A 17,428-nucleotide genomic window follows, 5' to 3' on the forward strand; every position below is an offset into this window, starting at 1 on the left:
GTCTTGTCCTCAGTGCGTGGCATGGATCAGGTCGACGATTTCTTCGCGGTAGCGGATGAACTCCGGGTCGGACTTGACCGCGCGCGCGTCGCCGCACTCGATGTAGCGCCGCGCGAAGGGCAGCTCGTAGCTGTGCTCGATGCGGCCCGGCGACGGCGTCATCACGATCAGCCGGGTGGCGAGGAAGAGCGCCTCCTCCACGCTGTGCGTGATGAAGAAGACGATCTTCTGCTCGCGCGCCCACAGCCGCAGGATCAGCGCCTGGATCGATTCGCGCGTGAGCGCGTCGAGCGCGCCCAGCGGCTCGTCCATCAGCATCACCTCGGGGTCGTTGGCGAGCGCGCGGGCGATGCCCACGCGCTGCTGCATGCCGCCCGAGAGCTGGTAGACCGGCTTGTCGGCCACCTTCTCCAACCCGACCTGGGCCAGCTTCTCGCGCGCCACGCGCAGCCGTTCGGCGCGCCCCGCGCCGCGCAGGCGCAGGCCGAGCGCAACGTTGTCGACCACGTTGAGCCAGGGCATCAAGGCGTGTTTCTGGAACACCACGCCGCGCTCGGCGCCAGGACCGTGCACGGGCTTGCCGTCGAGGCGGATCTCGCCCTCGGACGGCTGCATGAAACCGGCGATGCAGGACAGCAGCGTGGTCTTGCCGCAGCCCGAGGCGCCGAGGGCGACGACGAAGTCGCCGCGCTCCATGGTGAGGTTGACCTGCGAAAGGGCCAGCGTCTGGGCGCCACCGCGGCCGCCGTAGTTGACGCTGAGATTGTCGATTTCCAGCTTGGACATGACAGACTTCCTGAAGAGGCTCGAGGCCCCGCCCCGCCATGGTGCGGGGGCCTGCTGCATTCCCCGGCGCAGGGCACTGCGTGCCGCCGCCGGTGCCACGCGTGCCCGGCTTACTGCGCCGCGCGCCGCACCCACTCCGCATTGACGCCGGTGCTGTAGTCCGGCAGCACGTTCTGGATCGTGCCCTGCTCCTTCAGGAAGAGCGCCGCCGAGCGCAGCGCGCTGGCCGCGCCGCCGCCCAGCCAGCGCGCCGAGGCCTGTTCCTGCAGCGTGGGAAAGCTGTACAGCGCCATGCTGGCGGGCACCTCGTCCGCCTTGGCGCCGGTGATGCGCGCCACCGCCTTGACCATCGGCGAGTCGGCGTTCCAGGCTGCCTTGTTGTTGCGGTAGTTGTCGTCGGCGGCGGCCAGCACGCGCACGAACTTGACCATGAAGTCGGGGTTGTCGTGTGCGAACTTCTTGTTGGCGATCATGCCGTCGAAGGTGGACTTGCCGGTCTGCGCGGCGATCTGCCCCGATGTCACCAGCACCTTGCCCGAGCGCTTGACCTTGGCCAGCACCGGGTCCCAGATGAAGGTGGCGTCGATGTCGCCGCGCTCCCACGCCGCGGCCACTTCGGGCGGCCGCATGTTCATGATCTTGACGTCCTTGGGATTGACCTTGGCCTCCTCCAGCGCCACCAGCGTGTGGTAGTGCGTGGTGGAGACGAAGGGCACGCCCACGCGCTTGCCCTTGAGATCGGCCACGCCGTTGATCTGCGTGCCGTTGCGCGCCACCATCGCCTCGGCCGCGTTGATGTCGTCGAGGATCCAGAACAGTTCCACCTCCAGCCCCTGCGACAGTGCCGAGGCGATCGGCGAGGTGCCCGCCTCGCCGATGGCGATCTGGCCGGAAGCCATGGCGCGGATCACGTCGCCGCCGCCGGAGAACTGCCGGAACGAGACCTTGTAGCCGGTCTGCTTCTCCACCTCCTTCATTTCCTGCGCATAGCGCCACGGCACCACCATGTCCTGGTAGGCGATGACGACTTCCTTGCCCTGCGCGTGGGCGGCCGGCGCCAGGACGGCTGCCAGTGCCACGCTTGCTGCGAGTTGCTTGATCCAATGCATGGTCGGACTCCTCGATGAATGAGACTGCGTTCACGCCGCCCGCGGGGACGGCGCGGTGGACCGGTACCGGCGCGCCGCCCGCTTGCGGTGCGTGCAAGCGGGCTTGCTACGGTGCCTGTGCGAGGAGGAGAGGTTGATAAGCATGAGGCATGCCAGTGTCTCCTTTTGCCGGGGACGTCTCGGTGCGTCCTCTCGTTGTGCCGTCTGGCGCGCTGCCGGTGGCCCGGCGGCGCCGCGACATGCCGCTCTGCGCCGCATGTATGCGCCATGTTAGGGAGCCCGACCGGGCGGAGTTAGTGCCACCGGGGGCTTGTTATGGGTCCACCCGGCACGGTGTTCCGGTCACGCCCCATTTCTTATATTTTTCGATACGAATCGTACCGATTTACCAATTTCCTGATTGACCCCGGACGACTTCCGTCCTACATTCGCCTCACAAACTCTTTCCGGAACATTTAGTTCCGTTTTTTTAACACATCGGAGACAAGCCATGCCAGAGCAACGCACCACCGCAGCCACCGGCCCGCAAGCCATGACGCCGTCCGAAGCCTTCGTCGAGACCATGGCGGCCAACGGCGTGACCGACATCTTCGGCATCATGGGTTCGGCCTTCATGGATGCCATGGACATCTTCGCGCCGGCTGGCATCCGCCTGGTGCCGGTGGTGCACGAGCAGGGCGCCGCGCACATGGCCGACGGCTACTCGCGCGTGTCCGGCCGCCACGGCGTGGTGATCGGCCAGAACGGCCCCGGCATCAGCAACTGCGTCACCGCCATCGCGGCCGCCTACTGGGCGCACTCTCCGGTGGTGATCGTCACGCCGGAAGCCGGCACCATGGGCATCGGCCTGGGCGGTTTCCAGGAAGCCAACCAGCTGCCGATGTTCCAGGAATTCACCAAGTACCAGGGCCACGTGACCAACCCGGCACGCATGGCCGAGTTCACCGCGCGCTGCTTCGACCGCGCCATGGACGAGATGGGCCCGACCCAGCTCAATATCCCGCGCGACTACTTCTACGGCCAGATCAAGGCCGAGATCCCGCAGCCGCGCCGGCTGGACCGCGGCCCCGGCGGCGAGCAGAGCCTGAACGAGGCGGCCGAGCTGCTGGCCCAGGCGAGGTTCCCGGTCATCATCTCCGGCGGCGGCGTGGTGATGGGCGATGCGGTGGCCGAATGCCAGGCGCTCGCCGAGCGCCTGGGCGCGCCGGTGGTCAACAGCTACCTGCACAACGATTCCTTCCCCGCCAGCCATCCGCTGTGGTGCGGCCCGCTGGGCTACCAGGGCTCCAAGGCAGCGATGAAGCTGATCGCGCGCGCCGACGTGGTGCTGGCGCTGGGCTCGCGCCTGGGACCGTTCGGCACCCTGCCGCAGCACGGCATGGACTACTGGCCCAAGGACGCCAAGATCATCCAGGTCGACGCCGACCACAAGATGCTCGGCCTGGTGAAGAAGATCTCGGTCGGTATCTGCGGCGACGCCAAGGCCGCCGCCGCGGCGCTGACCCAGCGCCTGGCCGGCCGCACGCTGGCCTGCGACGCCACCCTCCGTCAGCGCGCCGACGAGATCGCCGCCGAGAAGGCCGCATGGGAAAAGGAACTGGACGAGTGGACGCACGAGCGCGACCCGTACAGCCTGGACATGATCGAAGAGCAGAAGCAGGAACGCACGCCGAACGGCGGCCACTACCTGCACCCGCGCCAGGTGCTGCGCGAACTGGAACGCGCCATGCCCGCCGACGTGATGGTCTCCACCGACATCGGCAACATCAACTCGGTGGCCAACAGCTACCTGCGCTTCGACAAGCCGCGCAGCTTCTTCGCGGCCATGAGCTGGGGCAACTGCGGCTACGCCTTCCCCACCATCATCGGTGCCAAGGTCGCCGCGCCGCATCGCCCGGCCATCTCGTACGCCGGCGACGGCGCCTGGGGCATGAGCCTGATGGAAACGCTGACCTGCGTGCGCCACAACATCCCGGTGACGGCCGTGGTATTCCACAACCGCCAGTGGGGCGCGGAGAAGAAGAACCAGGTGGACTTCTACAACCGCCGCTTCGTCGCGGGCGAACTGGACAGCCCGTCCTTCGCCGGCATCGCGCGCGCCATGGGTGCGGAAGGCATCGTGGTAGACCGCCTGGAGGACGTCGGCCCGGCGCTCCAGCGCGCCATCGACCTGCAGATGAACCACGGCAAGACCACCATCGTGGAGATCATGTGCACGCGCGAACTGGGCGACCCGTTCCGCCGCGATGCGCTCTCCAGGCCGGTGCGCTTGCTGGACAAGTACAAGGACTTTGTCTGAGGGCGGGGCGGGGGCCTTCGCACTGCCGATGTTCTGCTCCCCTCTCCCACTCGTGGGAGAGGGGCCGGGGGTGAGGGTGGGCGCCGGCGCGAAGTGCATGCCGTCGTGCTGGCGCAGGCCTGCCCTCTCCCCCAACCCCTCTCCCGCAGGCGGGAGAGGGGAGCCCGGTTGTCGGCAAGGCCAGGGCTTTCGCGCTGCCGAGGCATCGCCCCTTTGAACACCGCACTATCGAGTCCACGCCATGAAAGCGCTCCACCGCATCATCGACCATGCCCGCGCCCAGCCACGCCGCATCGTGCTGTGCGAGGCCGACGACGTCCGCGTGCTGCAGGCCGCGCAGCGCGCAGCGCGCGAGGGCATTGCGCGCATCCTGCTGGTGGGCCGGCCCGACGTCGCCTGCCGCACGGCGCTGCAGGCGGGCGTGCCGCTGGACGGCATCGAGCTGGTCGATCCGGCCACCTCCCCGCTGGCTCCGGCGCTGGCGGCCGAACTGCATGCGCTGCGCGCCGCCAGGGGCATGACGGCGGAACAGGCGCAGGCGGCAGTCCTCGATCCGCTCTGCTTCGCCAACCTGATGGTCCGCGCCGGCCATGCCGACGGTTCGGTCGCCGGCGCGCTGCACACGACCGCCGACGTGGTGCGCACGGCGCTGCAGGTCATCGGCGCGGCACCCGGTTGCAGGCTGGTCTCCAGCTTTTTCCTGATGATGTCGTGCGAGCCCTTCCACGCCCTCAAGGGCGGCCTGATCTTCTCCGACTGCGGCCTGGTGGTCGACCCCGATGCGCAGGGGCTGTCGGAGATCGCCATGGCGGCCGCGGACAGCGCGGCCGGCCTGCTGATGGAGGAACCGCGCGTGGCCATGCTGTCCTTCTCCACCAGCGGCAGCGCGCGCCACGCGGCGGTGGACAAGGTGGTGGCGGCCACCGAGCGCGTGCGCGCGCTGCGGCCCGAGCTGGCCATCGATGGCGACGTGCAGCTCGACGCGGCCATCGTCGCCGAGATCGCGCAGCGCAAGGTGGCGCATTCGCGCGTGGGCGGACATGCCAACGTACTGGTCTTTCCCAGCCTGGAAGCCGGCAACATCGGCTACAAGCTGGCCGAGCGGCTGGGTGGGGCCAAGGCCATCGGCCCGCTGCTGCAGGGGCTGGCCAAGCCGGCCAACGATCTCTCGCGCGGCTGCAGCGCCGAGGACATCTTTCACGTGATCGCCGTCACCGTGGTACAGGCCCAGCGTGCCGATGCGGCACGCACGCCGGCGGCCGATGCCACGGCGACCGCCGCCCCGGCACCATGAGCGCCCTGCCCGCCGCCGGCGCGGCGGCGCTGTTCGCGGGGGCGCTGCCCATGCTGGCCGTGATGGCCGCCGCCGGCTACTTCCAGACGGTGACCGGCTTCGGCCTCGGCATGATCGTGATGGGCGCGGCCAGCGTGCTGCAGCTCGCCCCGGTGGCGACGCTGGCCGTGCTGGTCAGCCTGGTGACGCTGGCCAACAGCGCGGTCGCCCTGCCCGGCCGGATGCAGCGCATGGACTGGCCGGCGGTGCGCGCCGCCACGCTGGGCCTGCTGCCCTCGGTGGTGGCGGGCGCCCTGCTGCTCGATTACCTCGACCAGCGCGCGGCCGACCTGCTGCAACTGCTGCTGGGCGCGGTGATCCTGTACGGCGGCCTGGGCGCGGCCTGGCGGCCCGAACCGCTGCAGCGGCGTTCCAGCCAGCGCAGCTTCTTCCTGAGCGGGGTCTTCGGTGGCCTGCTCAGCGGCCTGTTCGGCGTCTCCGGACCGCCCTTGATCTTCCAGTTCTACCGGCAGCCGCTGCGGCTGGCGGAGATCCGCGGCGCGCTGATCCTGGTCTTCACCGTGAGTTCGACGATACGCACGCTGTTCAGCCTGAGCCAAGGGCGGCTCGATGCCGCGCTCTGGCTGCAGGCGGCACTGGCGGTGCCGGTGGTGGCGCTGGCCACCGCGGCGGCGCGGCGCTTTCCGCCACCGCTGTCGGCGGGCGCCACGCGCCGGCTGGCCTTCGGCGTGCTGGTGCTGATCGGCGGCGGCCTGGCGGCGCCGGCGCTGCTGGCCTTGCTGCGCGGCGGCGCCGCCTGACGCAGCGGCGCGACTGCGCCGACGGCTGCCAGCCCAGCCCCAGGCTCTTCTGCAGAGAGGTCAGGCCTCGCAGGGCGGCAACTGCGGCCGCCCTCGTTTCTCCACGCTCGCGGGCATCGCGCGTGCCGCGGCGCGCCGCCATCCCCGCCCCGTACCATACCCGCCACCGCATTCCGGACCCCTGCCCAATTGGCGGGACGATTGGGTTAGCGCCCGCTCCCTCCCCCCTCGTACCCTTGCTGCGCCGGCGTATCGCCGCGCGGACAACCATAACGCCTGACACGGCGGAGGAACGAGGAGAAACGCATGAAGAGAGCGGGAGCATGCCTGGTGGCAGCATTGGGCGCGGGAGCGGGTACGGCAAGCGCCCAGTCGGGCGTGACCCTCTACGGGGTCGCGGACGTCTACATGGAGTACGTCAAGTCCGGCGCCAACCATGCCATGCGCATCGAGGATGGCGGGCTGTACCAATCCCGCTGGGGACTGCGCGGCAAGGAGGAACTCGCATCGGGACTCGCCGCGGTGTTCAACCTGGAAACGGGCCTGGCGCTGGACAGCGGCAACGTCCAGCAAGGCGGACGGCTGTTCGGCCGCCAGGCGTGGGTCGGCCTGAGCAGCACCACCTGGGGCGCGCTGACCCTGGGCCGGCAGAACACGCCGATCTACTACATCGAGGGGCAGGCCTCGGCCTTCGGCTTCTCACCGTATGGCCCGCTCGGGCGCCTGCAGAACAGCGGGCCGGCCGGCAGCAGCCTGACGGCGCGCGCCGATAATTCCATCCGCTACGAGACGCCCGAGATCGCCGGCCTGCAGGCCAGCGCGCTGTTCTCCTTCGGCGCCGAGCGCACCGGCCCGCCGCGCGACGCGGACTGGCTGAAGGCGGTGGGACTGACCTACTCGCGCGGCCCGCTGTGGCTTGGCCTGGCCTACGAGCGCACGTACAGCATCGCCGCGGTCGCCAATGCCGACCGCGACGAACGCGCGATCGGCGCCACCTACGAACTGCCCTGGTTCAAGCTGTTCGTCAACGGGCGCCAGGCCACGCGCTGGGTGCCGGGGCAGGCAACGCTCAAGGACCGCGGCTTCCACGTCGGCGCCACCATTCCGGCGGGCCCGGCCGGCCTGGTGCTGCTGGCCTACGGCATGCAGCGCTCGGTCGACACGCCGAACCGCGGCCAGCAGGCCTCGATCGGCTACCAGTACTCGCTGTCCAAGCGCACCACGCTCTACGCGAATGCCAGCAAGATCTGGAACAAGAACAAGGCCAACTATACGTTCTCCAATGTGCCGAACGAGGTCACGCCGGGCGGCGTTTCCAACCCGCAGGGCATCATGGCCGGGATGCGGCACCTGTTCTGAAGTACGGCGGCAAGGAGGCCGGATACGGCCTCCGGGCGGGCGCTCCGCGCGGCAGGCGGAGTGCCGCGCCGCGCTCAGCCGCGCGGACCTTCCCCCATGCCCGCGAGCGGGATGCCGCCGAGAAAGCGCTCGACCCGCGTGGCCAGGTCCACCGGCGTCTCGTCCATCGGATAGTGGCCCGCATTGCCGATCGCTTCGATCGCCAGTTCGAGGAACAGCGCACCGTAGGTCTGCTTCATGACCTCGGCGGTCAGCGACGGGTCGTGCTCGCCGACCAGCAGCAGCGTCGGGATACGGGTGCCGGCGAGCTGGGCGGAATGATCCGTATCGGCCCAGGCCCTGAAATAGGCCGCGAAGGCCTCGGCGTCGGCGTGCCGCTCCGACTCGCGGACCATCTTTTCCACCCAGTGCCGGCTCAGCCGGCTGCCGGTCGAATAGTCGATGATGCCGAAGCGCGCCTCGGCATCTCCGGAGGCGCGCTCGAACAGGCTGCGCGAGGCTTCGTCGAACGGCACCGCGGTCGGCGGCACCGGCGTGACACCGACCATGGCGGCGACGCGCGCGGGGGCGAGCGCCGCCACCGCCTGCATGCCCTTGCCTCCCATCGAGTGCCCGAGCAGCGCGAAACGCTGCCATCCGAGCGCATCGGCGCAGGCCAGCACGTCGCGCGCGATCTCGCGCATGGAGAACTCGCCCCGGACCGCCTTGCGGCTGCCGTAGCCCCGGTAATCGATAAAGGCGTAGGTGAAGCGCTCGCCGTCCAGCGCGTCGGTGAAGGCGCCCCAGCCCCGTGCATGGCCGAACCAGCCGTGCAGGGCGATGACATGCCTGGGACCGGTGCCGACCGTGAAGATTGCGGCGTCGATATCGCGGCTCATTGCGTCTCGCATTGCGTCTCCCGTTGTGATTGGATCGGACGGCCATCTTGCCGCACGCGCCGCGCGGCCGGCGCCCCGGCGGCGAGATTCCCGGACCATCGGGTAAGCGCCCGGCCCGTCCGGCGCCGCCGCGCAGAACGGTGGACGCTTGGGTAAACGCCTCGCCATTGCGGGAAGCGGGCCGCCGCCAGATCCGTAGAGTAGCAGCCGGGATACGCACGGTTTTCCGGTGCGTCGCGGCCGTGCAACACGGCACATTTCGACAAGGCACGACGCCGTGCGGCGCACCACCACGCACCGCCACGCACCACCACGCACCACCACGCATCATCGGCACCAGTCATGAGGAGACAAGATCCAATGCACCACCGCAAGCACCTGACCTGGCGCGCCGCCCCCGCGCGGCTGGCCGCGCTCGCCATCCTGGCCGCCACGCTCGCGGGCCTGCCGGCCGGCGCGGCACGGGCCGAGGGCACGGACGGGGCCCCATCGCCTGCGCCGTCGCCGGGCTGGAAGCCAACCAGGCCGATCGTCTTCATCGTGCCCTTTCCCCCCGCGGGCATCAACGATGTGCTGGCCCGCACCGTGGCCCAGCGCCTGTCGACCGCGCTGGGCCAGCCCGTGGTGGTGGAGAACCGCCCTGGCGCCAGCGGCAACATCGGCGCGGAGGTGCTGTCGCGGGCAACGCCCGATGGCCACACGATCGGCATCCTGAACAGCATCCACGGGGTCAACGCCGCCTTCTACCGCAAGCTGCCCTACGACATCACGCGCGATCTCGTGCCGGTGGCGCCGCTGGGCGAATCGCCGCTGGTGCTGGTCACCAATCCGCGCACGCCCTACCAGTCGGTCGCCGAACTGATCGCCTATGCCAAGGCGAATCCCGGCAAGGTCAACTACGGCGGGCCGACCAGCTACCCGCTCGAGATGATCAAGACGATGGCCGGCGTCGATATCACCAACGTGCCGTACAAGGGGAGCGGACCGACCATCAACGACATGATCGCCGGCCACATCGACCTGGCGACCGGCCCGCTGCTGGAATACATGCCCCACGTCAAGACCGGCAAGCTGAGGCTGCTGGCCGTGGGCACCGCCAACCGGCTCAAGGCGCTGCCGGCCGTCCCCACCGTCGCGGAGAGCATCCCCGGCTATGACATCACGGTGTGGTACGGCGTGTTCGCGCCCAAGGGCACGCCGGCGCCGATCGTGGAACGCCTGCGCGGCGAGATCCGCAGCCTGATGAAGGATGCCGAGGTACGCGACAAGCTGGCGGTGCTCAGCGTGGATACGGCCTTCAGCCAGGCCGGCGCGAATGCGCTGCCGAACCGCGTGGCCAGCGAAACCGAGCGCGCCAAGCGCATCGTCGCCAGGACCGGCGGCTATCTCAACTGAAGCGGCGGACCGCCGAGAGGAGGCAGAGGTGAGTGACCTCTTTCCACTGCGCCGCCGCTGTGCCGCCATGCTGGCCGCTTGCGCCCTGTCCGGGCCGTTGCTGGCACAGCCGCTGCCGCCCGAAGCAGCAGCTGCGGCGGCGCGACGTACGGCGGAACAGGTCTGCGCGGCGTGCCACGGGCAGGCGGGCCAGAGCACGCAGGCCCGATATCCCAGCCTGGCCGGCCAGGATGAAACGTATCTCTTCAAGCAGCTGCGCCAGTTCCGCGCGGCCGACGGCAAGCCGGCACTGCGCCAGGACGCCACCATGGCCGCGGTAGTTCACGGCATGGGCGACGAGGAGATGCACGAGCTGGCCCGCTACTTCAGCCGCCAGCCCCATGCGCGCGGACAGGCCGCGCAGCCGCAGCTGGTCGAGGCCGGCAAGGCCATCTATTGGCAAGGCAACCCCGCCAGCCGGCTGCCAGCCTGCGTGACTTGCCATCGGCCCGACGGCGGTGGCATCCCGCCGGACTTCCCGCGCCTGGCCGGCCAGCAGCCGGCCTATGTCGTCAAGCAGCTGCACGCATGGAAGACCGGCACGCGCGGGGGACCGGGCAAGCTGATGAGCCTGCTGGTCCCGCTGATGAGCGACGAGGAGATCGAGGCGGTCGCGCAGTATGTCGCGCAGCTGCCCTGAGCGGACCGCCCCCCTCGGCAAGAAAGACTTTCGCCGTCCCGCCGTACGCTTGCCGGCGACGGCTCCACCAGGAAGCAACAGAGGAAGAGAGTACGCAAGATGAAGATCGACAGGAGACAGTGGTTCAAGACCGCCAGCGCCCTCGGCCTGGGGGCCGCATCGTTCAAGGCGCTGGCGCAGGGCAGCCCCGCGGATGCCCGCGCCTTGCCCGGCGGCGCGGCGCCGCTGCCGGTATCGCGCCCGGGCAGGATCCATACGATCGAGTCCGGCAGCGAGACGGTGCGTGTCGGCATCCTCGACCCGAAGGCGGCACCGGTCGTGCGGATCGAATCCGGCGATCTCGTCAAGTATCCCGACACCTGGGTCAACTGGGCCAACGGCGCCAAGTACGGCATGCGCTACGAAGACCGTGAGCCGGTGCGCAAGCGCTTCCCCCAGGGGCCCTACTCGAACGTGGGGCCGGTGGAGCTGCTGGGCGCGATGCCGGGCGACGTGGTGGAGTGCCGCATGGTGCGGCTGCGGCCGATCGGCTGGGGCTGGAACTCGGCGCCCAAGGGCGTCGGCGCGCTGCCGAACGATTTCGCCAAGCCCTACCTGCGCTACTTCAAGTTCGACGAGGAACGCCGGTACACCGAGTTCGCGCCCGGCATCCGCATCAAGCTGGCGCCGTTCCAGGGCGTGATGGCGGTGCAGCCGGCCGGCGACGAGCCCGTCAGCGGCATCCTCAGCGGTCCTTACGGCGGCAATCTCGTGCTGCGCGAGCTGGTCGAGGGCACCTCGCTGTTCCTGCCGGTCCAGCGCCCCGGCGCCATGATCTGGACCGGCGACTCCCATGCCGCGCAGGGCGACGGCGTGGTCAACCAGACCGCCATCGAGACCGCCATGGAAGACATGCGCATCCAGTACTTCCTGCACAAGCGGCGCGCGCTGGCCCTGCCGATGGCGGAAACGCCCGGCCACTGGATCGTGCTCGGCTTCGGCAAGAATCTCGACGAGGCGCTGACCGCCTGCCTGCGGCAACTGATCGAATGGGTCAGCGCGGCGGCAGGGATGGATCCGCAGGATGTCTATTCGCTGGCCAGCATCGCCGCCGACTTCCGCATCACCCAGTACTCCAACCAGACCGCCAGCAACTACACCTCGATTCCGCCCAAGACCGTGCACTGCATGCTGCCCAAGGCCGTGTTCGACGCCGCCATGCTCGACAAGCTGTCGCGCTCGCTGCGCGGCTGACGGGCCCGCCCCTCGGCTGCCGCGCGGTGCCTCAGCCGGCCCGCGCGGAGCCGGTCATGCCGACGCGGCGGAACTCCGAGGGGCTGAGCCCGAGGTGCTGGACGAAGAAGCGCGTGAAGTGTCCCTGCGCGCTGAAGCCGAGCTGGTGCGCCACGTCGCTGATGCTCGCCTGCTGCTCGGCCAGCAGGCGCGTGGCGATGCTGACCCGCACCCAGTCCAGGTACTGCTGCGGCGAGATGCCCATGCAGGCCTTGAACTGGTCGAACAAGCGGCTGCGCGACATGCCCACGGCACCGGCGACCGTTTCCACGCTGGGGTTCTCCCACACATGCGCGCGGATATATTCCGCGGCACGCTTGATGCGGTAGTCGAGCGGCCTCGCGCTGGCCAGGACTTCGGTCATGGAGCGGCGCTGCACATGGCGCGCGGCCACCTGGCCTACCAGCCCGGCGAGCGCGGCCTCGCAATCCGCCGGGCCGTCGCCGGCGTCATGGGCCAGGCAGCCGGCGAGCGCTGCCAGCGCCGCGGCGGTCGGCGCGTCCATGCGCACGAGCGGCTGCGGAAAACGCAGGCCGACGGCGGGATGGTCGGCCGCGAGCGTATCGCCCAGCCATTGCGGTTCCAGCAGCAAGGCCAGCAGCAAGGAAGGCTCGCCCTCCTGCGGCAGCTTGGCGTGCGTCGCCCAAGGATTGATCAGCAGCGCGCAGCCGTCGCCCAACCGGTGCTGCTCGCCGTCGACCTTGAAGCAGGCGTCCGCGCCGCCGAGCTTGAAGATCAGGTGGAATTCCGCATGCGCATGGGCCACGAGCGGCCCTGCGGTCAGGTGCAGGGTGGCGCGCCCGAAGCTGCCGAGGGCGATGCGTATCTGGCGGTCTCTTGCCATTCAGAATGTCTCCGCGTGAACCGCGCCGGCCGGGCTGTCCTGCGGACGGCCCGGCACCGCCGCGCCGCGGGCCCGCGCACAGGCAGGCGTGCGGGGGCGGGCGCGGACGTTCCGGCTCGGGTGGGATCGAGTCCCTCTCGCTTGAATGCAAACGTTTGCATTCCGCCAGCGCATTATCGATGCCGCGCCAGGAGCGTCAAGAGGCGTATCGCAGACACTGGTCGCATGGCCGCCGTGCCCACGCGAGAATCTCCAATGAAGACAAGGAGATAGCGCACGGCATCGGAAATCATCGGAAATACCCTAGGGTTGCCTGGGCACCACGGCAAGTGCTGCCGGCGGCGCACCAGGAACGCTCCCTGGTCCCGCCCGCTCAAGCCCCGCTCCACGGCGGCGGCACCTCCAGCCCGCGTGCCAGCCCTTCCAGCGCTGTCACGGTGGCGCCTGGCAATGCCACGCCATCCGCGCGGCGCGCCCGCGCTTCGGCATAACCGCGCTCGCCAGGCAAGCGTGGCGGGCCTTCGGCCGAAGGAGGCAGGCCGCGGATGGCCGCGGCCAGTTCGCTCACCTGCGCGTGGAAGCGGGCCGGCTCCATCAACTGGGCAATGTCGATGGCGAGGAACCACGCATTCTGCGTGTGGCGCGCTGCCCCCGCGCCCGCCTCCGCGCCGAGCGCCGGGGCAAGGATCGGATGGCCGGCCAGCAGGCTGCAGGCGATCTCGGCCATCAGGGCCAGGCCGGAGCCCTTGGCCCCGCCCAGCGGCAAGGGAGTCGCCGCCCGCCGCGCGTCCGTGGTCGGCCTGCCCTCGGCATCGATGGCCCAGCCAGGCGCCAACGGCATGCCGGTGGCGCGCGCCTGCATCAGCTTGCCCAGCGCGACGGCCCCCGAAGCCATGTCGAACAGGATCGGGTCAGACGGCCCCGGGCAGGCCATCGAGAGCGGCGCGGTCGAGACCCCGGCGGCGGCGGCACCGTGGTAAGCCATCAGCGGGCCGGAGGCCGCCATGGCCATGGCGAACAGCCCGGCCCGGGCGGACCGGGCGGTGTGGAAACCGAGCGCGCCGGTATGCGTGGTCTCGCGCAGCAGCACCAGGCTGGCCCCGGCGCGCCTGGCCCCGGCTTCGGCCAGTTCGCGTGCCGCGCGCATGCCGACCGCGCCGGCGCAGCGCCCGCCTTCCACCACGGACAGCGCCGGCAGGCACAGGCCGGGGCGCGGCTGTGCCTGGCCGTCCATCTCGCCGCTGGCCAGCCAGCGCGCATACAGCGGCAGGCGTGCGACACCGTGCCCGTGCGCGCCGCGCAGGTCGGCCCACACCAGGCTCTCGGCGACCAGCGCGGCATCCGGGGCTTGCAGGCCGGCACAGGCCAGCAGCGAGGCGGCGAAGGCCTGCAGCCGCGCGGCATCGATGCGCAGGGGAGCCGCTTCGCTCATGCCGCCTGCTCCCGCTCGCGCCGCACGGGGAAGTACTTGTGCAGCCAGTCCGCGACCAGGTTCAGGACCATGCGGTTGTCATCGGAGAAGATGAAGTGGTCGACATTCGCCACCAGGTGCAGGTCGGCCGGCATGCCGGCGTGGCGGAACAGCTCGATCGACTGCTCGGTCGGCGTGACCGAGTCGTCGGCGGGATGCAGCAGCAGCAAGGGCCTGGGCGCGATCTTCGCGACCACCGCATTGGGGCGGAAGCGCAGCATGCTCTCGACCACCTCGAAGGGAAACTCCAGGAAGGAGCCGGCCGGCAGGTTGCCGCGCAGGCTGGGCGGAATGGGCACGATATCGAAGCGCGACACCGGCATCGACACCCCCTGGCTGCGCTGCGCGCGGCCGCGCGCCACCATCTCCTCGAAACGCTGCCAGGCCTGCGCGCCGGCGTGCTGCTGGCGCAGCTTGGCTTCGCCATCGCCCCAGCCGGCCGAGGCGATGCAGGCGGCGATGCGCGCATCCACGCCGGCCGCGTAGACGGCCACCGCCGCGCCGAAGCTGTGGCCCATCACCGCCACCCGCGCGGGATCGACCTGCGGCAGGCCCTGCAGGAAGCTGACCGCATGGCGCGTGTCGGCCACCTGGTCTTCGCACAGCACCTTGGCCCGCTCGCCCTCGCTCTTGCCGCAGCCGCGCATATCGAAGCGCAGCACGACGTAGCCGAGCGACGAGAACAGGCGCGTGGCCAGCTGCACCATGCCGTCGTCCTGGTTGCTGCCGAAGCCGTGCAGGACCGCGATGGCGGGCCGGCGCTCGCCGGGCTCGGCATCGGCGGGCAGATGGAGGGCTCCCGCCAGCAGGAGGCCGTCGGAGTCGAATGTCACAGGGGTATGCACGTTGTGTTTCCAGGGTGGGTTGACAGGAAGTCGTCGGCCCGGGCGAGCGGGCCATGGATACCGCCGGCGCAGCGGCGTTGTGCGAGCGGCTCAGCGGCCGCCGCGCTCCGCCAGCGCGCCGATGGCCCGGATGCCGGCGCGTACCGCATCCTCGTCGGTCTGCGACGAGGCCGCGCTTGCGCCGGCGGCGCCCACCAGCGTGTCGCCGAAGAAGATGGGCAGGGAGCCCTGGGAGGGGAACATCGGCCCGCCATACGACAGCGCGCTGATCTGGCCGAACACGATCGGATTGGCCCGGTAGCGCTCCATCAGCTCGCGCCCGCTGACGCCGCCGGTGGCGACGCTGGCGAGCGCCTTGCCGCGCGCCACGTCGAAGCTGCCGAACGGCACACCGCTCATGCGGGCAGCGGCCACCACATGCCCGGAGGCATCGACCACGACGATGGAGATGCCGGTCTGCAGCGACTTCGCATAGGCCACCGCGGCCTGGATCAGCGCTTGCGCCTGATCGAGGGAAATGTGGGCGGCCGGCACGGTGCCCGCGGGGGCCGCCGGCTGCGCGGACGCGGATGCCGCCGCGCCGAAGCAGGCGGACAGGACAAGGGAAGCCAGGGCTTTGCTCAGGGTCATGGGAGCTCCAGTGGGGTGAAGTCGGCGGCCGCGATGGTTGCGAAGCGGCGCCTCGCATGACATCGCCGTGCCGCCCCAGGGCCATCGACCATGAGGGTAAAGGCCCGCCGTGCCAGCGCAGGCACCCAAGACTCCACTGGCTTGCCCAATGGTCCGATTCTGTCCGGCCGGCATCCGTGCACCCTGTCCGGCGCGCCAGGCCGAGGCGGCATGCATCACCGAAGTGCGCAGCAGGGCCGGCTGACGGCTCGCATTAGAGACATTACGGGCCACCCGGCTGCCAGCGGGCGTGGCCGGACTTCCAAGCCACCGGACGGACGGCAAGGCGGACCCGCAATGTCCCAGCACTCACAAGAAGTAGCTCTCAACCCACATTCAGCATGCGCATTGCGCCACGATGACACTCCGCCCGTGCCGAACACGATACAAAGACCGCGCGATGGCGAGCGAAGCGGAACCAGACCGCGCCTCCGGCACGCGGGTGCCGCCGCCACCGCGCCCCAATGCGGCGCGGAGCCTCACCCCCGCTGCCCCGCCCCCCGCATCCGGTAGGTCAGCACCGGCCGCAGGCGCGCCAGGATGGTCAGCAGGCCTTCATCGCGCAGGGCATGCACCACGCTGTCGATCGGCTTGTAGGCGTCGGGGGCTTCCTCGTAACGCAGCGCGTGGTCGCCGCAGATGACCAGGCTGCCGAGCCGCGTGCGGGTGAGCTGGTCGGGCGTGTAGCGCCGCGCCAGCCGCTCGCGGCTTTCGCCACGCGACCACTTGCGGCCGGCGCCGTGGGCGAGCGAGAACAGGCTGTGCGCGGCGGGCAGCGGCCGCACCAGGTAGCTGTAGTCGCCGCGCGAGCCGGGGATCACCACCGGGCCCTGGTCGGCCGGCGCCGCGCCCCGGCGGTGCAGCCAGCCGCGCACGCCGTCCACTTCGGCCGCCGCCACGAGGTTGTGATGCCGGTCGAGCAAGGCCTGCCCCGCACCGCCGCCCAGGCGTGCCAGCACACGCCGCGCGAGCAGGGCGCGGTTGGCGCGCGCCAGGCCTAGCGCCTGCGCGTGGCTGGCGAGGTAGGCGGCGGCCTCCGTGCTGCCTTCCGCCAGGCCATCGTGGCCGCAGCGCGCCATGTGCTCGTGCAGGACGGTCTCGCCCAGTCCGCGCGCGCCACCGTGCACCAGCAGCAGCAGGCGGGCAGGATCGATGCCGAGCGCCGCCACGGCGGCGGCGTCCTCGATACCGTCGACCTGCTGCAGCTCAGCGAAGGGATTGCCGGCCCCCGGGCCACCCAGGGCGTCGAGCACGGCAGCGTGGCTGCCGTGCGCCGCCGCCAGCCGCGCGGCCTCGTCCTGCCAGGCGGCATCGGGCGGACCGTCGAGGTCGCCCAGGCTCCGGTCGAGGCGCTCGGGGCTGGCTGCCGCGGCGTCGACGCCGGTCTGCCACAGCGCCATGCCGGCGCCGATATCGCCGCCGACCAGCGCCGGATAGAGGCGGCCGACGGCGAAGCTGGCGGCGCCCGCCGGATAGGCATGGCCGGGATGCAGGCCGGGCATGGCGACCAGCCGCCGCATGCCGGGCAGCTCAAAGGTGGAGTGGAGTTGATGGACAGCCTGGCTGTCGATCCAGGTGTCGTCCGAAGCGATCAAGGAGATCCCCTCGGCAAAATGCACGATGCCGTTGCCCATAGGCCTTTCCGGAGAGATTGCGGGAAGCAGGAACCAGAGGTGGCAGGCCGGAGCCGGGCAACGCAAGCCTTCCCGCGCAGGAGCGGGAAACGGG

Annotated in this window: 15 protein-coding genes; 7 read left to right on the forward strand and 8 right to left on the reverse strand. The window is 70.5% G+C overall.

Going from position 1 to position 17,428, the window contains the following annotated elements; translation table 11 throughout:
- Positions 1–9: 9 nt before the first annotated feature.
- Positions 10–786 (reverse strand): taurine ABC transporter ATP-binding protein, encoded by a 777-nt coding sequence (locus BKK79_RS21800; RefSeq protein ID WP_071038771.1) that lies wholly within the window; start codon positions 784–786, stop codon positions 10–12.
- A gap of 110 nt (positions 787–896) precedes the next feature.
- Positions 897–1,895 carry a taurine ABC transporter substrate-binding protein gene (gene tauA, locus BKK79_RS21805; RefSeq protein ID WP_071038772.1) on the reverse strand — a complete coding sequence of 333 codons (999 nt, stop codon included), beginning with the start codon at positions 1,893–1,895 and terminating at the stop codon, positions 897–899.
- Between the two features lie 490 nt (positions 1,896–2,385).
- Between tauA and xsc the strand changes: the two genes are divergently transcribed.
- From xsc to BKK79_RS21825, 4 genes are all read left to right on the forward strand, one after another.
- Positions 2,386–4,194, forward strand: coding sequence for a sulfoacetaldehyde acetyltransferase (gene xsc / locus BKK79_RS21810; RefSeq protein ID WP_071038773.1), 1,809 nt, complete (start codon positions 2,386–2,388; stop codon positions 4,192–4,194).
- Between the two features lie 241 nt (positions 4,195–4,435).
- Positions 4,436–5,488: a phosphate acetyltransferase gene (pta, locus tag BKK79_RS21815; RefSeq protein ID WP_071038774.1), complete on the forward strand. Its 1,053-nt coding sequence runs from the start codon at positions 4,436–4,438 to the stop codon at positions 5,486–5,488.
- Positions 5,489–5,538: 50 nt separating this feature from the next.
- Positions 5,539–6,288 (forward strand): sulfite exporter TauE/SafE family protein, encoded by a 750-nt coding sequence (locus BKK79_RS21820; RefSeq protein WP_442873314.1) that lies wholly within the window; start codon positions 5,539–5,541, stop codon positions 6,286–6,288.
- A gap of 306 nt (positions 6,289–6,594) precedes the next feature.
- Positions 6,595–7,647 (forward strand): porin, encoded by a 1,053-nt coding sequence (locus BKK79_RS21825; RefSeq protein WP_071038775.1) that lies wholly within the window; start codon positions 6,595–6,597, stop codon positions 7,645–7,647.
- A 74-nt stretch (positions 7,648–7,721) separates the two neighbouring features.
- Here BKK79_RS21825 and BKK79_RS21830 read toward each other — a convergent pair whose 3' ends face one another.
- A complete protein-coding gene (locus BKK79_RS21830) occupies positions 7,722–8,537 on the reverse strand; it encodes an alpha/beta fold hydrolase (RefSeq protein ID WP_232346425.1) in 816 nt (271 codons plus the stop codon).
- A gap of 348 nt (positions 8,538–8,885) precedes the next feature.
- Here BKK79_RS21830 and BKK79_RS21835 point away from each other — a divergent pair, with 348 nt between their 5' ends.
- The 3 genes from BKK79_RS21835 to BKK79_RS21845 all read left to right on the forward strand — a co-directional run bounded on the left by BKK79_RS21835 (position 8,886) and on the right by BKK79_RS21845 (position 11,832).
- Positions 8,886–9,920, forward strand: a complete 1,035-nt coding sequence (locus BKK79_RS21835; protein WP_071038777.1) for a Bug family tripartite tricarboxylate transporter substrate binding protein — start codon at positions 8,886–8,888, stop codon at positions 9,918–9,920.
- Between the two features lie 28 nt (positions 9,921–9,948).
- A complete protein-coding gene (locus BKK79_RS21840) occupies positions 9,949–10,599 on the forward strand; it encodes a c-type cytochrome (protein WP_232346426.1) in 651 nt (216 codons plus the stop codon).
- Positions 10,600–10,698: 99 nt separating this feature from the next.
- Positions 10,699–11,832: an acetamidase/formamidase family protein gene (locus BKK79_RS21845; RefSeq protein ID WP_071038778.1), complete on the forward strand. Its 1,134-nt coding sequence runs from the start codon at positions 10,699–10,701 to the stop codon at positions 11,830–11,832.
- 31 nt (positions 11,833–11,863) lie between these two features.
- On the opposite strand, the gene BKK79_RS21850 is transcribed toward BKK79_RS21845, so the two are convergent.
- The 5 genes from BKK79_RS21850 to BKK79_RS21870 form a co-directional block, all read right to left on the reverse strand.
- The gene (locus BKK79_RS21850) at positions 11,864–12,715 is read right to left on the reverse strand and encodes a helix-turn-helix transcriptional regulator (RefSeq protein WP_071018737.1); all 852 of its coding nucleotides are present in this window, start codon (positions 12,713–12,715) and stop codon (positions 11,864–11,866) included.
- 373 nt (positions 12,716–13,088) lie between these two features.
- The gene (locus tag BKK79_RS21855) at positions 13,089–14,147 is read right to left on the reverse strand and encodes an Ldh family oxidoreductase (RefSeq protein WP_071038779.1); all 1,059 of its coding nucleotides are present in this window, start codon (positions 14,145–14,147) and stop codon (positions 13,089–13,091) included.
- Positions 14,144–15,019, reverse strand: coding sequence for an alpha/beta hydrolase (locus BKK79_RS21860; RefSeq protein ID WP_198173386.1), 876 nt, complete (start codon positions 15,017–15,019; stop codon positions 14,144–14,146). Before BKK79_RS21860 ends, BKK79_RS21855 begins: the two co-directional genes overlap by 4 nt.
- A gap of 102 nt (positions 15,020–15,121) precedes the next feature.
- A complete protein-coding gene (locus BKK79_RS21865) occupies positions 15,122–15,661 on the reverse strand; it encodes a GlcG/HbpS family heme-binding protein (protein WP_083384433.1) in 540 nt (179 codons plus the stop codon).
- 518 nt (positions 15,662–16,179) lie between these two features.
- Positions 16,180–17,334, reverse strand: coding sequence for an RNA ligase RtcB family protein (locus tag BKK79_RS21870; RefSeq protein WP_071038781.1), 1,155 nt, complete (start codon positions 17,332–17,334; stop codon positions 16,180–16,182).
- Positions 17,335–17,428: the final 94 nt, after the last annotated feature.

Origin of the sequence: Cupriavidus sp. USMAA2-4 (assembly GCF_001854305.1) — a bacterium.
GTDB classification, from domain to species: domain Bacteria; phylum Pseudomonadota; class Gammaproteobacteria; order Burkholderiales; family Burkholderiaceae; genus Cupriavidus; species Cupriavidus malaysiensis.

Bases quoted from the DNA above. Each gene is read 5' to 3' on its own strand.
- xsc (WP_071038773.1), top strand. From the start codon at position 2,386: ATGCCAGAGCAACGCACCACCGCAGCCACCGGCCCGCAAGCCATGACG.
- BKK79_RS21800 (WP_071038771.1), bottom strand. From the start codon at position 786: ATGTCCAAGCTGGAAATCGACAATCTCAGCGTCAACTACGGCGGCCGC.
- BKK79_RS21830 (WP_232346425.1), bottom strand. From the start codon at position 8,537: ATGCGAGACGCAATGAGCCGCGATATCGACGCCGCAATCTTCACGGTC.
- BKK79_RS21825 (WP_071038775.1), top strand. From the start codon at position 6,595: ATGAAGAGAGCGGGAGCATGCCTGGTGGCAGCATTGGGCGCGGGAGCG.
- BKK79_RS21870 (WP_071038781.1), bottom strand. From the start codon at position 17,334: ATGGGCAACGGCATCGTGCATTTTGCCGAGGGGATCTCCTTGATCGCT.
- BKK79_RS21850 (WP_071018737.1), bottom strand. From the start codon at position 12,715: ATGGCAAGAGACCGCCAGATACGCATCGCCCTCGGCAGCTTCGGGCGC.
- BKK79_RS21865 (WP_083384433.1), bottom strand. From the start codon at position 15,661: ATGACCCTGAGCAAAGCCCTGGCTTCCCTTGTCCTGTCCGCCTGCTTC.
- BKK79_RS21845 (WP_071038778.1), top strand. From the start codon at position 10,699: ATGAAGATCGACAGGAGACAGTGGTTCAAGACCGCCAGCGCCCTCGGC.
- tauA (WP_071038772.1), bottom strand. From the start codon at position 1,895: ATGCATTGGATCAAGCAACTCGCAGCAAGCGTGGCACTGGCAGCCGTC.
- pta (WP_071038774.1), top strand. From the start codon at position 4,436: ATGAAAGCGCTCCACCGCATCATCGACCATGCCCGCGCCCAGCCACGC.
- BKK79_RS21820 (WP_442873314.1), top strand. From the start codon at position 5,539: ATGCTGGCCGTGATGGCCGCCGCCGGCTACTTCCAGACGGTGACCGGC.
- BKK79_RS21855 (WP_071038779.1), bottom strand. From the start codon at position 14,147: ATGAGCGAAGCGGCTCCCCTGCGCATCGATGCCGCGCGGCTGCAGGCC.
- BKK79_RS21835 (WP_071038777.1), top strand. From the start codon at position 8,886: ATGCACCACCGCAAGCACCTGACCTGGCGCGCCGCCCCCGCGCGGCTG.